Here is a 14,586-nt window from a genome sequence, read left to right as displayed (position 1 = left end):
GGTGACCCGCCTGATTCTCGCCTCCCAGTCCCCCGCCCGCACCAAGCTCCTTACCGACGCCGGAATCCGGCATGAAGTCCTCGTCTCCGATGTGGACGAGGACGCCGTCCAGGCCCGCTACGGGGTCACCGATCCGCATGACACCGCGTTGCTGCTGGCCCGGGCCAAGGCTGAGGCTGTCGCCTCCCTGCCGGAGGCGGAGGGCACCCTGGTGATCGGCTGCGATTCAGTGTTTGAGTTCGACGGCGAGGCGCACGGCAAACCGTACACGGCCAGCGTCGCACGGGAACGGATGCTGCGGATGAGCGGCAGCAGCGGTGTGCTGCACACGGGCCACTGGCTGGTTGACTGCCGCGCTACGGCAGCCGACGGCGGCGCACCGGACGGCGGATCAGTCGCCGCCGGTTCCGGCGCAACACTGGGGGCGGTCGCCTCTGCCGAAGTCCACTTCATGGACATGGACCCGGCCGAAATCGACGCCTACATCGCTACGGGCGAGCCGCTGCACTGCGCCGGATCCTTCACGATTGATGGCCTAGGCGGGGCCTTCATCCGCAAGGTGGATGGCGATCCGCATGCCGTCGTCGGGCTTTCCGTCTCCACGCTGCGGACCTTGCTGGCCAAGGCGAACGTAGGCATCACTGAACTGTGGTCCCGGCCGTAAAGCGGCCGTTTTCAACGCGGCTTGTAGCATCCCTACAAAGGATGGGCGCTTTACACGCGGAATCCGCAAGTAATATGGGCGGAACCCTCAATATCGCGCTAGGCTCCCTGAAGGAAAGAAGGAGTCGCCTTGTCAGCTAATTCGGAGCAGTCCGCACGTCCACTGCAGTCAAACCTCACGAAGGTGCTGATCGCCAACCGCGGCGAAATCGCCGTGCGAATCATCCGTGCAGCACGTGATGAAGGCATCGCCTCCGTGGCTGTCTACGCCGATCCTGACCGCGATGCCCTTCACGTCCGGCTTGCCGACGAGGCCTATGCGTTGGGCGGCAATACAGCGGCCGAGTCCTATCTGGTCATGGACAAGCTGATCGAAGTGGCCCGCCAGTCCGGCGCCGACGCCATCCACCCCGGTTACGGCTTCCTGGCTGAAAACGCACAGTTCGCGGCCAAGGTGATCGAGGCCGGCATTATCTGGATCGGCCCGTCTCCGGCAGCCATCTCCGCGTTGGGGGACAAAGTCCAGGCCCGCCACATCGCCGAGAAAGTCGGTGCACCGCTGGTCCCGGGCACTGCTGACCCTGTTGAATCCGCGGAGGAAATCCTCGACTTCGTGGACAAATTCGGCCTTCCCGTGGCCATCAAGGCTGCTTTCGGCGGCGGCGGCCGCGGCATCAAAGTCGCCCGCAATCGCGAGGAAATCCCTGAGCTCTTCGAGTCCGCTGTCCGCGAAGCCACCGCAGCGTTTGGCCGCGGCGAATGTTTCATTGAGCGCTTCCTGGATGCGCCACGGCACGTGGAAACCCAATGCCTGGCCGACGCCCATGGCAACGTGGTGGTGATCTCCACACGCGACTGCTCCTTGCAGCGGCGCAACCAGAAACTCGTGGAGGAAGCCCCTGCACCGTTCCTCACCGAGGACCAGAACCGTCGCCTGTATGAGTCCTCCAAGGCCATCCTGAAGGAAGCCAGGTACGTTGGTGCCGGAACCTGCGAATTCCTGGTGGGACAGGACGGCACCATCTCCTTCCTCGAGGTCAACACGCGCCTTCAGGTGGAGCACTGTGTGTCCGAGGAGGTCACCGGCATCGATCTGGTCCGCGAGCAGTTCCGGCTGGCCCGCGGCGAGGAACTGGGTTACGGCGATCCCGAGGTCCGCGGCCACTCCTTCGAATTCCGCATCACGGGCGAGGACCCGGGCCGGAACTTTATGCCGGCGCCGGGCACCATCACCGCGTTGAAAAACCCGAGCGGCCCCGGGATACGGATTGATTCCGGGGTTGAGCAGGGCGATGTGATCAGCGGCAACTTCGATTCCATGCTCTCCAAGCTGATCGTCACCGGTGCCAGCCGTCAGCAGGCGCTCCAGCGCGCCCGCCGTGCGCTCGAGGAAATGGTGGTGGAAGGCCTCCCCACCGTTATCCCGTTCGACCTCGCCGTAGTGACCGACCCCGCCTTCGCCCCCGCAGAGGGCCCCTTCAGCGTGCACACACGCTGGATCGAAACCGAATTTGTGAACAATCTTCCGGCATGGACGCCCAATGGCTCCGCCGCTGAGGACGACGGCGCCGGCGAACGCCAGCGCGTGGTGGTGGAGGTGGGGGGCAAGCGGCTCGAGGTGGTTCTTCCCGCATCCCTCGGTTCACTCCGCGCGGCTTCGGCCAACGGCGGCGCAAAGCCGGCCAAATCCAAAAAGCGCTCCCGCTCCGGCGGCGCCGCGGCGGCTGCCAGCGGAAACGCCCTCACCTCCCCCATGCAGGGCACCATCGTGAAGGTGGCGGTGGCGGATGGTGACGTGGTGGCGGAAGGTGATCTCGTCGTCGTGCTTGAAGCGATGAAAATGGAGCAGCCGCTGACAGCGCACCGTGCCGGCACCATCACCGGGCTCACCGCCAAGGCCGGCGCCACCGTTGCCGCCGGCGCGGTTATTGCCACCATCGAAGACTAGCTGCCGGAGGTTTTGCCATGATTGCACCGAGCTTCGAGGACGAAGTTGAGCGGTACCACCGTGCCGTGCCTGAGATCACCCGGGGAAACCCTGAGCCCGTGAAGGAGCTTTACTCGCGGCTGGAAGACGCCACTCTGGCGAACCCGTTCGGCGGCGTGGCCCGTGGGTGGGCGCAGATTGAGTCCAGGCTCGAGCAGGCAGCGTCGCACTACAGTGATGGCGAAATGCTCGGCTTCGAAACGGTGGTGTCCTATGCAGCGAGGGACACCGCGTACCTGGTGGAGACAGAACACTTCCGGGCCAAGGTGGATGACCGCGACACTCCGGATGAATTCGCCCTGCGGGTCACCAGCATATTCCGCCGCGAAGACGGGCTCTGGAAGCTGGTGCACCGTCACGCCGATACCGCCGCGCAACCCCAGGCCCGGCACGCGGTCAGCTCTTCCTGATTCACGGAACACGAGCCCTGCCGGGTGATGGCAAAGCACTGGCGCCGGCCCCTGGCAGGCAGGCACACTTAGCGTGTGAAGCCATTTCTGCTGCTCGCCTCACGGGCTGAGGATGCCGCTGCCGACGACGAATACGCGGCCTATCTGCGCTACGGCGGGCTGGCTCCGCACCAGCTCCACCGTATCCGAATGGAAGCCGGCCCGCTGCCGGTGCTCGAACTCAGGGACTACTCCGGGGTAATTGTGGGCGGCAGCCCGTTCACCTCCAGCGACGCCACGGAGCACAAGAGCGGGACCCAGAACAGAGTTGAACGGGAGCTGTCCGATCTCCTGGACCGGATCGTGGCATGGGATTTTCCCTTTCTCGGCGCCTGCTACGGCGTTGGAACGCTCGGTCTGCACCAGGGTGCCGTCATTGACCGGACCTTCGGCGAAGGGCTGGGCGGGGTCAGCATCGACCTGACGGAAGACGGCCTGAAGGATCCCCTTCTTCGCGGACTGCCGGAGCACTTCACGGCCTTCGCGGGCCACAAGGAAGCCTGCACCGTTCTTCCTGGCCACGCGGTTCTGCTGGCGAGCTCCGCCGCGTGCCCGGTGCAAATGTTCCGGATCAAGACAAACCTGTACGCCACCCAGTTCCATCCGGAGCTCGATGCGGACGGGCTGGTCACCAGGATCGACATCTACCGCAACGCCGGGTATTTTCCGCCGGAATCGGCCGAGCAGCTGATGGAGAACGCCCGGCAGTTCACCGCGACGGAGCCGATGAAAATCCTGCGGAACTTCGTGGAGCTGTACGCCCACCAGGGGCTCCCCACCTGGCCTCCTACCTAGGAAAAACGTTGAGGTGAGACTTCGCGCCCATGTTCCCGGGAAGTATGGGCGCGAAGTCTCACCTCGCGGATTCAGCAGGCGGGCGGCAGCGTCAGGCCACGTTGTTCTCGTAGTCAGTGTCCTTGGTTTCGCGCGTGACCCACAGTGCGATGAACGTCAGCACAGCGGCTGCGGCCATGTAAACGCCCACCAGCCAGGTACTGCCGTTGCCGGCCTGCCAGAGGGCGATGGCGATGAACGACGCCGGGGCGGCTCCGATCACGCTGGACATGTTGTAGGCCACGGCTGAACCGGTGTACCGGACGTTGGCCGGGAACAGCTCCGGCAGGATGGCTGCCATGGGCCCAAAGGTGAGGCCCATCAGTGTGAAGCCCACGATCAGTCCGATCACTGCGGCAACCTGGCCGGGACCGAACATGGTGAACCACAGCAGCCCGAAGACAAAGATCCCGGCCGTGACGCCGAGCAGGAACTTCCTGCGTCCCCACTTCTCCGCCAGCGGACCCGACACAAGAGTGAAGATGCCGAAGAACACAACGCCGATGATCAACATCCAGAGGAAGTCACCACGGGCGATGCCCAGCCCGGGAACGAAGTCGGCGATCTCGGCCGCTGACATGGTTTTGCCCGCTTTGGCGGCAGCGGCCTGGGCTGCTCCCAGGCTGGCGGGCTTGGTGCCGTAGGTCAGGGTGAAGGAGGTCATGACATAGAACAGGACGTAGGTGGCCAGCATGATGAACGTTCCGGCCACCACCGGGCGCCAGTGGTTCTTGAAGGTAGCCGCAAACGGCATCTTGGCCACTTTGTCTTCTGTGAGCACCTTCTGGAAAGACAGGCTTTCCACAAGCTTCAGCCGTACGTACAGTCCGACGATCACCAGGATGGCACTGAGCAGGAACGGCACACGCCAGCCCCAGGCAAGGAAATCTTCCGGTGTCAGTGCGACGTTGAGCCAGATGAACAGCAGGTTGGCCAGGATGAAGCCGATCGGAGCGCCCAGTTGGGGGAACGTTCCGTAGATGGCCCGCTTACCCTCGGGGGCATTTTCAGTGGCCAGCAGGGCTGCGCCGGACCATTCTCCGCCCAGAGCCAGGCCCTGCGCGAAACGGAAGACCACCAGCAAGAGGGGCGCGAAGATCGCCCAGCCCGGAACGGATGCCGTGGGCAGCAGCCCGATGAAGAACGTGGCAACTCCCATGGTCAGGAGGGATGCCACCAGGGTGCCCTTGCGGCCCACCTTGTCGCCGAAGTGGCCGAACAGCACCGAACCGATGGGCCTTGCGACGAACGCCACGCCGAAAATGGCGAAAGAGCTCAACAGTGCGTTGATATCTGTTGCCTGCGGAAAGAACACCTTGGGGAAGACCAGAACCGACGCGGTGGCGTAGACGTAAAAGTCGTAGAACTCGATGGTGGTGCCGATAAGGCTGGCAAAGATCACTTTGCCCTTGGAGTTCATCGGCTTGGCTGACCCATGCTCCGTCGAGGTTGAAATGGATGACATGTAGTGGCGCTTTCACTGGGACCGGACGGGCACTGGTGTAAATGGCCCGGCTTGGAAGTACGTAGAGTTCGATATTAGTTCCGCCTGTCCAATCATTGGACAAAATGTCCACTATGCGGACAGATCCGGAAATCCCACGGACGGATGCCTCCGCACAGCCTAACGCCACCCCCACGGCGCCGATAGGCAAACTTCACAGCACGTTAACAAAGCGCGACAGTCCACGAAACGCGCCGTCTCTACCGTGGAAGGACAACATCCCCCAAAGGAGGTACACCGTGACTGTTGACCGCACCGCAGATGCCGGCACCGGCAATTCCCTCGATCTTGCCGCCGGAGATCCGGCCACCGAGCCGTGGCACGGAAGTGTCCCCGCTGCCCTCAGCGCGCACCCCGGTTCCACCCGCACCACTGACGCCCCCGCCCTTGAAGTCCGCCCCGGCCGATGGATCGCCAACTGGGATGCCGAGAACAAGGAGCAGTGGGAGTCGCAAGGCCGCGCCATTGCCAAGCGCAACCTGTACTGGTCAATCTTTGCCGAATTCCTTGGCTTCGTCGTCTGGCAGCTGTGGTCCATCGTGGTGGTCCAGCTGCCCTCAGCAGGATTCAAGTTCAGCACCTCTGACATCTTCTGGCTGATCTCCATGCCCAGCCTCGTGGGTGCCACCCTCCGGATCCCCTACACGTTTATGGTCCCCCGCTTCGGCGGCCGCAACTGGACCATTGTTTCAGCGCTGCTTCTCCTCATCCCCTCCGTGGGCCTGGCGATGTGCGTCTCCAACCCGGGGACTCCCTTCGGCGTTATGCTGCTCGTGGCAGCCCTGGCCGGCTTCGGCGGCGGCAACTTCGCCAGCTCCATGTCCAACATCACGTTCTTCTACCCTGCCCGCGAAAAGGGCTGGGCCCTGGGCCTGAACGCCGCCGGCGGAAACCTCGGTGCCGCCGTCGCACAGCTTGCAGTTCCCATCGCCATCACGCTGCTGGCTGCCGGCGCCGTGAACCTGCCCATGGCAGGCCTCATGTGGATCCCGCTCATCCTGCTCGCCGCCTTCGGTGCCTACAAGTACATGGACAACCTCACCAGCGCCAAGGGCGACGTGGCGGGTTCCCTCGCCGCGCTCAAGGAACCGCACCTGTGGATCATGGCGCTGCTATACATTGGCACCTTCGGTTCGTTCATCGGATTCGCCGGTGTGTTCCCCAAGCTCATCAAGGACTACTTCCCGGCTTTCTCCTCCATCGGAGTGGGCACGGTGGCCCTGTCCCTGGCCTTCCTCGGACCGCTCGTTGGGTCTCTGGCCCGCCCCTACGGCGGACGCATGGCGGACCGGATGGGCGGAGCACGCATGACCGTCACCGCCTTCGCCGCCATGGCGATCATCACGCTGACCATGGTCTGGACCCTGCCGCTGAAGAACTTCTGGCTCTTCCTGACCCTGTTCCTGCTCCTCTTCACCGCCAGCGGCTTCGGTAACGGCGCCACCTACCGGATGATCCCTGTCATCTTCGCCACCTCCAGCCGGGCCGCACTCTCCGGAGCCAGCGTGGTCAGCACCCAGCGCCTCGCCTCCTCCGCCCTCGGACTCATCTCGGCAATCGGCGCCTATGGCGGTTTTGTTATCCCGCAGGTCCTCAATGCCTCCAACACCGCCAGCGGCTCCTACACCCCGGCGTTCTACGGCTTCGTCGGAGCCTACGTGGTAATGCTGCTGGTCTGCTGGGCCTGCTACCTCCGTCCGGCCAACCGCAAAGTGATGGGACACGTCTAAACATGACCATCGGCGCCGCAACGCACTGCCCGTACTGCGCTCTTCAGTGCGCCATGACGCTCACCACTCCTGCTGATGCAACTGCGGCAGCAGCCGCTGCGGCGCCTGCTCCACAGACTCTGGTCCCGGCTGCACAGCCGGGGCCAGAGCCCGTGACTGGCCCGGTCCCCCCCGCTCCGCTTCTCGAAGTCAGCGGCCGGGACTTCCCCACCAACCGGGGCGGGCTGTGCCGCAAGGGCTGGACGTCCGCTTCGCTGCTGAGTCATCCCGGACGCGTCACCGAGCCCCTGCTCAAGGGGCCCGACGGCGTCCACCGCCCCGTCAGCTGGGATGACGCCCTGAAGCTCATCACGGCAGCAGTCAAGGAAACCCGCGCCCGCCACGGTGCGGACGCCGTCGGAGTGTTCGGCGGCGGCGGCCTGACCAACGAGAAGGCCTATCAGCTCGGCAAGTTCGCCCGCCTGGCCCTAGGCACCTCACGGATCGACTACAACGGCCGGTTCTGCATGTCCTCCGCGGCCGCCGCCGGCATGCGCGCGTTCGGCCTGGACCGCGGGCTGCCGTTCCCGCTCGAGGACCTCGACGGTGCCAGCACCATCATGATGCTCGGCTCCAACGTCGCCGAGACCATGCCGCCCTTCATGCAGCACCTGCAGGGCGCGCGCAACGCCGGCGGGCTGATTGTGGTGGATCCCCGCCGTTCCGCCACGGCGGCCTTCACCTCCGACGGCGGCGGCATCCACCTGCAGCCCCTGCCGGGCACCGACCTCACGCTCCTCCTGGGCCTGTCCCACGTGGTGATCCACGAGGGCCTCGCGGACACGGGCTTCGTCCAGGCGCGCACCAGCGGCTTCGAGTCCGTGGCCCGCAGCGTCAACGCCTTCTGGCCCGAACGCGTCCAGTCCCTGACCGGTGTTCCCGCCGAGCTGATCCGCGAGACGGCCCACAGGCTGGCCGACGGCGCCACCAAGGGCGGAACCTACATCCTCACTGGCCGCGGCGTGGAACAGCATGTGGACGGAACGGACACGGCCACCGCCGCCATCAACCTGGGCCTGCTGCTCGGCCTGCCGGGCTCCGTCCGCAGCGGCTACGGCACTCTCACCGGCCAGGGCAACGGCCAGGGCGGCCGCGAGCACGGCCAGAAGGCCGATCAGCTCCCCGGCTACCGGAAGATCACAGAACCTGCCGCCCGGGCGCACATGGCCAAGGTGTGGGGCGTGCCGGAATCACTCATTCCCGGCCCCGGAATCCCCGCCGTCGAACTGCTGAAATCCATGGGACAGCCCGACGGCGTCCGCTGCCTCTTCGTGCATGGTGCCAATGTGGCGGTGTCCGCCCCCGATGCGGGCGCCGTGATTGAGGGCCTGCGGAGCCTGGACTTCCTGGTGGTCTGTGATTTCTTTATGTCCGAAACCGCGGCCGAGGCCGATCTGGTCCTGCCGGTCACCCAGTGGGCCGAAGAGGAGGGCACGCTGACCAACCTCGAAGGCCGGGTCCTCCGGCGCCGCCGGGCACTGGCTCCCCCTCCCGGGGTGCGGACCGAGCTGTGGATCATGACCCGGCTGGCCGAGGCCCTGGATGCGCCGTCCACCTTCAGCGAGGACCCGGAGACGGTGTTCGAGGAGCTCCGGCTGGCGTCTTCCGGCGGCCTGGCGGACTACTCGGGCATCGACTACGCCATGCTGGACCGCGGCGAAGCCGCCTACTGGCCCTATCCGGCAGGCAGCACGGGCACGCCGCGGCTGTTCCTGGACAGCTTTGCCCATTCCGATGGAAGGGCCGCCTTTACGGCGGTGGCGCCCCGCCGTCGTCGTACGTCTTCCAGCTTTGCAGGAGGCGCGTCGGCAAAGCCGATGACACTGATCACCGGCCGGCTGATGGAGCACTACCAGTCCGGGGCGCAGACACGCCGTGTTTCCGAACTCATGTCTTCGCAGCCCGAGGCCAGGCTGCAGATCCACCCGGCCGCAGCCACAGCTCAGGGAATCACCGACGGTGCTTTGGTGTCCGTGTCCAACGAGCGTGGCACGGTTGAATGCCGGGCGGAGGTCAGCACCGCGATCCGCCCGGAGACGGTCTTTCTGCCGTTCCACTTCCCGGAACTCGAAAGCGCCAACCGCCTGACGGAGGCTGCCACGGACCCCATTTCCGGGATGCCCGAGTTCAAGAACAGCCGTGTATGGGTTCAGCTGGCGGCCACAGCAGCGGAGGAAAAAGTTCTTCAAGCCGGAGCTCGCAAGACCAGCGCTCGTCAAACCCAGGAGGCATCATGAGTGAGCGGATTGTTGTTGTGGGCTTCGGGCCGGTTGCCGCGAGATTGATCGACGAGTTGCTTCCGGCTGTGCGCAGCGGACTGGTCCACCTGACCGTTGTGGGCGAGGAGGCCGACCCGGCCTATAACCGCGTGCTGGTGGCGGACCTCGGCGTCGGCCGCACCACCGCCGGAGCCTTGGCGTTGTCCGATGCCGCGGCACTGATTGCCGACGGCGTGGACGTCCGCCTGGGCGTCCGGGTCCGCCGGGTGGACCGCGCCCGGCAGCAGGTGGTCCTCACCTCCGGAGACCCGGCAGCCTACGACCGGCTGGTTTTCGCCACCGGTTCCCGGCCGGTCATCCCCAACCTCACGGGCCTGAACCCGGACCCGTCAGCTCCTGTTCTTCCCGCCGGTGTCACCCCCCTCCGGGACCTCCGCGATGCCTCCGTCCTCCGTGCGGCTGTTGCCGGCGGAAAGCGCGTGGTGGTGCTCGGCGGCGGTGTCCTGGGACTCGAGACGGCGCTGGCCGCGGCTGAGGAAGGCGCCGCTGTGACCGTGGTGCACAACGGTCCGCATCCGCTGGGCCGGAACATCGACCGCGGCGGCGGCGCCGTGCTCGCGGCGCAACTGCGCAACTGCGGCGTGCACGTGGCCGGCAACGCCCATTCCACCGGTGTGGAACACAACGCGCCCGACGGCGGTTTCTCGGCACTGCTCCTGGACGACGGTTCGGCGATCGACGGCGACCTCCTGGTGCTTTCCTGTGGCGTCCGGCCGCGGACAGAACTCGCCGAGGGCTGCGGGCTTTCCACCGCCACGGGCATCCTGGTGGACCACCGGCTGAGGGCGCACCACGAACCCCACATCTTTGCGATCGGCGATTGCGCCGAGGTCCGCTGCCCCGATCCCGCCTGCGTCGAGTGCCGCTCGGCGCGCGGTCCGTCCGGGCTGGTGGGACCGGGGTGGCGCCAGGCCGAGTGGCTCGCCGAATACCTCACGCTTCTGGCCGAAGGGACCGACGGCGGATCCCAGGAGACGGCCGACTCGCTGCCCGCACTGCCGCAGGAAAAACCAGGCGTGATTGTGCTCAAGGCCCGTGGGATGAACGTGGCCGCGGCGGGAGACAATTCCGCAGACCCTTGGGACGAGGAAGCTCTGACCGCCGGCGCGTCTAACGGCCGTCCGCGGCTGCAGATCGCACAGTGGGCTGATCCGGAGCACGGCCGCTACGTGAAAATGACCACGCGGGGCGGCGTGCTCGAAGGCCTGGTCAGCGTGGGAATGCCACGCACCGCGGCTGAACTCGTGCAGCTGTTCGAACGAGGCGCCGAGCTGCCCGCGGACCGTTCCCTGCTGCTGAGGCTGGACGGTCCGGACCAGTTGGCAGCTCCTGCTGGCGCACAGGATCCCGAGAGCACAGTGTGCCGCTGCGCCGGAGTCACTGGCACCAAGATTTCCGACGCCGTTGCTGGCGGCTGCTCCACAGTGGCTGACGTCTCCAAGGCCACGCGTGCCGGCACCGGCTGCGGCGGCTGCCACGAGGACATCCAGGGGATTATCGAGAAGCACTTTCAGGCTGCTGCCGCCGCCTGAGTGGTGATGCTGGGAGAATCGGGACCGCGGTCGACGGATTCCAATGGCACCGGCACGGAACAGCGAGCGCAGTATTACAGTCGCTTTCCGGCGGACATCGCGGGGCACAAGACATCCTGTCCGCTCCCGGCCTCCGCTCTCGGATCTGTCCTGATATTGCGGCGGAACAGACCTTTCGTCGTTATCAAAATGTGACTTCCCCCCGTCCCTTACGGTAGTTTGTCGTAGTCGTGCCCTCGTCAGTTGACAGGCACGCTGGGGCGTCATGCCGAACTCTGCACGCCCCGGTTCCATTCACCTCAGCAGAGGCGGGGGAACCAAATGCGGGATTTCATGACAACCCCTCGGAGCTAAGCCTGCAGGTACCGGACCAGGTCCGGCACGGCGGCCGGGTGTCTCTCACCCCGAACCCGACAGTTAACCTCGCAGGCATGGAGAGAGACAAAGAGAGGTTCTTGCATGTCGTCTATGTCAAACCGGCCGCAGCGTGGCCGCCGCCGGGAAGCCCCCGTTGAACGGCCTGCCACGCAGCATGGCCGCCGCCGGGAAGCCCCCGTTCCCCAACGGCCTGACTTCAGGCATTTGCCGGGCACATCATTTGTCAGCCGGTCCGGCAGCCAGAAAGCTATCGTTGTCACCGCCGCCGCTGCTTCCGCCGGAATTCTGCTCAGCTTGGGTCTGGCCGCTCAGCCGCTGATTTCCGAGGGTGTGAGCGCCGCGTCCACACCGGCACCCGGCGCTTCAGGTGCTGCGACCATCAGCGCCCCTGCCGACGCTTCCCTCCCGTTCAGCCGCCCCAGCGTAGGCCCGGTCGCCCCGATACCGCACTCCGGAACCGGCCTGGCACCGGTCTGGCACCGACCAACCAACCCGCTGTGGAGCCAGCCGCCGACACAAGCTACCGACCCGCCAACGTCGGTGGACCCCGGACAGGGCCAAAGCGTTCCCCCAGCTGACCCGGATCGGGGTCCCCGCAATGCCGACGACCCGCAAAACCGGGGTCAAGCCAAAGTCCGCTGAAATTGGTCCTGAAAATGCGAGTCAACGAAACCGCTGCCAAGGCACTCGAAGTCCAAGCAATCGGAGACATCCAGGCGGAACGAAAGCGCCCGGGATGAGCAATGCCATCGAGGGACCAGAAGGCCCTACATGTGGACGTGCAGGCGCCGTGCCGCTTCGGAGATGGATCCGGTCAGTGACGGGTACACCGTAAAGGTGCTGGCGACGTCATCGACGTGCAGTTTCTGGGTGACGGCAATGGCGATCGGGAAAATCAGCTCGGAGGCGTTCGGGCCCACCACCACCCCGCCGATTACGGTCCCGGAGCCCTTGCGGGCGATGATCTTGACGAAGCCGTCCTTGGTGTTGCGCATCTTGGCGCGGGCGTTGCTCTTGAGCGAAAGCTTGACCACATCGCCCTGGTACTTTCCGGATTCCACCTCAGCGACGGAAACACCCACGGTGGCGATCTCCGGTGAGGTGAAGATATTGGACGCCACCTGGTGGAGCTTGAGCGGAGCCACGCCGTCACCCAGGAAGTGCGCAATGGCGATGCGGCCCTGCATGGCGGCAACGGAGGCCAGCGCCAGAACCCCGGTGCAGTCACCGGCCGCGTAAATGTTGGGGGCAGTGGTGCGCGAAACGCCGTCCACCTTGATGTGGCCACTTTCGGAGACTGCCACGCCTGCTTCCGCGAGCCCGATTCCGGCCGTGTTGGGGATGGAACCCACACAGACCAGGCAATGGCTGCCGGTGACCTTGGAGCCATCACCCAGCGTGACCACCACGCCGTCGTCCGTGCGCTCCACGGTCTCGGCACGCGACCGGGAAAGCACCTTCAGGCCCCGGCGTTCAAACACCTCTTCGAGCACCTCGGCAGCGTCAGTATCAGAACCCGGCAGCACGCGGTCACGGCTGGAAATCAGGGTGACCTTGGAGCCCAGGCCGTTGTAGGCCGACGCAAACTCGGCGCCGGTAACGCCTGAGCCCACCACAATGAGCTCCTTGGGCAGTTCATCGAGATTGTAGATCTGGGCCCAGTTCAGGATCCGTTCGCCGTCGGGCTTGGCGGTGGGCAGCTCGCGGGGATGCGCGCCCACAGCCAGCAGAATGGCGTCCGCCTCCACGATTTCGGTGCCGTCAACGGTGAGGACCTCGATGGAGTGGTTGTCCAGCATCTTGCCGGACCCGATCAGGATCCGGACACCCTGGTGATCGAGCCCTGCGTGGATATCAGCCGACTGTTCACGGGCCAGATTCAGGAGGCGGTCATTGATGTGCTTGAGATCCGCGTGCATCACCGGGACGAAGTCTCCGCCGTCGACGTCGAACTTGACTCCCAGCTCCCCCGCCTCACCGACGCGGGTCATCAGATCCGCCGTCGCGATCAGGGTCTTGGAAGGTACGACGTCGGTGAGCACCGCGGAGCCGCCGAGTCCGGCGCGCTCGATGATGGTGACCTGCGCCCCCAGGGAGGCGGCAACCATAGCGGCTTCATAGCCGCCTGGCCCTCCGCCGAGGATCGCGATACGGGGTGAGCTGAAATCAGGATGCGTAGTCACAATCAACCATTCTCGCTTATCGGCAGCCGCACCACCAATACGGCGGCCCCGGATTTCCGCGGATTCCGGCATGACTTTGCACTCACTTCCGGCTGTTCACGGCGGTCCCGGCACGATAACTTGTACCAGTGAGTAATACAGAGCTGTTGAACACTGATCCCCTTGATGCCGCCCGAGCAGCCGCAGACTTCATCGCAGCCGAGACCGGCGTCGAATCCCACGACGTTGCGCTGATACTCGGCTCAGGCTGGGGCGAGGCCGCCGAGCTGATCGGCGAGACCACGGCCATCCTGACAGCCTCCGAGGTCCCGGGCTTCCATGCCCCGGCAGTGGAGGGCCACGTCGGCACCATCCGTTCGGTGCTGACCAAAGAAGGCAGGCGCGCACTCGTCCTTGGCGCACGCACCCACTACTACGAAGGCAAAGGGGTCCGCGCGGTAGTCCACGGCGTGCGCACCGCAGCAGCGGCAGGCTGCAAGACCCTGGTGGTGACCAACGGTTGCGGCGGCCTCAACGAGGACTGGACACCCGGTACCCCCGTCCTGATCAGCGATCACATCAACCTCACCGCGGCTTCCCCGCTCGAAGGCGCGACGTTCGTTGACCTGACCGACCTGTATTCCTCACGGATCCGCGCCCTGGCCCGCGAAGTGGACCCTTCCCTGGACGAAGGGGTGTACGCCCAGTTCACCGGGCCGCACTACGAAACCCCGGCGGAGGTGCAGTACGCCAAGCGGATCGGCGCCGATCTGGTGGGTATGTCCACGGCGCTCGAAGCGATCGCGGGACGCCACGCAGGCATGGAGGTGTTCGGAATTTCGTTGGTGACCAACCTGGCTGCCGGCATCAGCCCTGTGCCGCTGAGTCACCAGGAAGTCATCGAATCCGGACAGGCCGCCGGACCGCGCATTTCCAAACTGCTCGCGGGGATCATCGCCAAACTTTAGTCCAACGCGGGGTCACTTACGGCCCATTAAGATGCCCGGGACGGGCCGTAAGTGACCCCGC

The 14,586-nt window shown here is 65.5% G+C and carries 10 protein-coding genes and 1 riboswitch; of the genes, 8 read left to right on the top strand and 2 right to left on the bottom strand.

Annotated features, from left to right (window positions below; all coding sequences use genetic code 11):
* The first annotated feature begins 1 nt into the window (after nt 1).
* The 4 genes from ACQCST_RS07660 to ACQCST_RS07645 all read left to right on the top strand — a co-directional run bounded on the left by ACQCST_RS07660 (nt 2) and on the right by ACQCST_RS07645 (nt 3,894).
* A complete protein-coding gene (locus tag ACQCST_RS07660; protein WP_426998684.1) occupies nt 2-664 on the top strand; it encodes a Maf family protein in 663 nt (220 codons plus the stop codon).
* A 129-nt stretch (nt 665-793) separates the two neighbouring features.
* Nucleotides 794-2,611 carry a biotin carboxylase N-terminal domain-containing protein gene (locus ACQCST_RS07655; protein WP_426998683.1) on the top strand — a complete coding sequence of 606 codons (1,818 nt, stop codon included), beginning with the start codon at nt 794-796 and terminating at the stop codon, nt 2,609-2,611.
* 17 nt (nt 2,612-2,628) lie between these two features.
* Nucleotides 2,629-3,060: a YybH family protein gene (locus tag ACQCST_RS07650; RefSeq protein ID WP_426998682.1), complete on the top strand. Its 432-nt coding sequence runs from the start codon at nt 2,629-2,631 to the stop codon at nt 3,058-3,060.
* A gap of 75 nt (nt 3,061-3,135) precedes the next feature.
* Nucleotides 3,136-3,894 carry a glutamine amidotransferase gene (locus tag ACQCST_RS07645; RefSeq protein WP_426998681.1) on the top strand — a complete coding sequence of 253 codons (759 nt, stop codon included), beginning with the start codon at nt 3,136-3,138 and terminating at the stop codon, nt 3,892-3,894.
* Nucleotides 3,895-3,985: 91 nt separating this feature from the next.
* On the opposite strand, the gene ACQCST_RS07640 is transcribed toward ACQCST_RS07645, so the two are convergent.
* Complete coding sequence (locus ACQCST_RS07640) at nt 3,986-5,398, bottom strand: MFS transporter (protein ID WP_426998680.1); 1,413 nt, start codon at nt 5,396-5,398, stop codon at nt 3,986-3,988.
* Nucleotides 5,399-5,676: 278 nt separating this feature from the next.
* Here ACQCST_RS07640 and ACQCST_RS07635 point away from each other — a divergent pair, with 278 nt between their 5' ends.
* The 3 genes from ACQCST_RS07635 to ACQCST_RS07625 are packed head-to-tail and all read left to right on the top strand — an operon-like array spanning nt 5,677 to nt 11,017.
* Entirely contained in the window at nt 5,677-7,167 is a 1,491-nt protein-coding gene (locus tag ACQCST_RS07635) for an MFS transporter (RefSeq protein WP_426998679.1), read from the top strand.
* A gap of 2 nt (nt 7,168-7,169) precedes the next feature.
* On the top strand, nt 7,170-9,443 hold the full coding sequence (locus ACQCST_RS07630) for a molybdopterin oxidoreductase family protein (protein ID WP_426998678.1): 2,274 nt from the start codon (nt 7,170-7,172) through the stop codon (nt 9,441-9,443).
* Complete coding sequence (locus ACQCST_RS07625; RefSeq protein WP_426998677.1) at nt 9,440-11,017, top strand: FAD-dependent oxidoreductase; 1,578 nt, start codon at nt 9,440-9,442, stop codon at nt 11,015-11,017. Before ACQCST_RS07630 ends, ACQCST_RS07625 begins: the two co-directional genes overlap by 4 nt.
* Nucleotides 11,018-11,273: 256 nt before the next feature.
* Nucleotides 11,274-11,463, top strand: a riboswitch (cyclic di-AMP (ydaO/yuaA leader).
* A 699-nt stretch (nt 11,464-12,162) separates the two neighbouring features.
* Here the strand turns inward: ACQCST_RS07625 and ACQCST_RS07620 are convergent.
* Nucleotides 12,163-13,578 (bottom strand): NAD(P)H-quinone dehydrogenase, encoded by a 1,416-nt coding sequence (locus ACQCST_RS07620; protein WP_426998676.1) that lies wholly within the window; start codon nt 13,576-13,578, stop codon nt 12,163-12,165.
* 128 nt (nt 13,579-13,706) lie between these two features.
* Between ACQCST_RS07620 and ACQCST_RS07615 the strand changes: the two genes are divergently transcribed.
* Complete coding sequence (locus tag ACQCST_RS07615; protein WP_426998675.1) at nt 13,707-14,525, top strand: purine-nucleoside phosphorylase; 819 nt, start codon at nt 13,707-13,709, stop codon at nt 14,523-14,525.
* Nucleotides 14,526-14,586 lie beyond the last annotated feature (61 nt).

It is taken from the genome of Pseudarthrobacter sp. N5, from assembly GCF_050157035.1.
GTDB lineage: Bacteria > Actinomycetota > Actinomycetes > Actinomycetales > Micrococcaceae > Arthrobacter.
The sequence above is the reverse complement of the archived record's forward strand: the minus strand, read 5'-3'. Positions and strand labels throughout refer to the sequence as shown.

Coding starts and splice junctions, on each gene's coding strand:
- ACQCST_RS07650 (WP_426998682.1), top strand. CDS start 2,629: ATGATTGCACCGAGCTTCGAGGACGAAGTTGAGCGGTACCACCGTGCC.
- ACQCST_RS07640 (WP_426998680.1), bottom strand. CDS start 5,398: ATGTCATCCATTTCAACCTCGACGGAGCATGGGTCAGCCAAGCCGATG.
- ACQCST_RS07630 (WP_426998678.1), top strand. CDS start 7,170: ATGACCATCGGCGCCGCAACGCACTGCCCGTACTGCGCTCTTCAGTGC.
- ACQCST_RS07625 (WP_426998677.1), top strand. CDS start 9,440: ATGAGTGAGCGGATTGTTGTTGTGGGCTTCGGGCCGGTTGCCGCGAGA.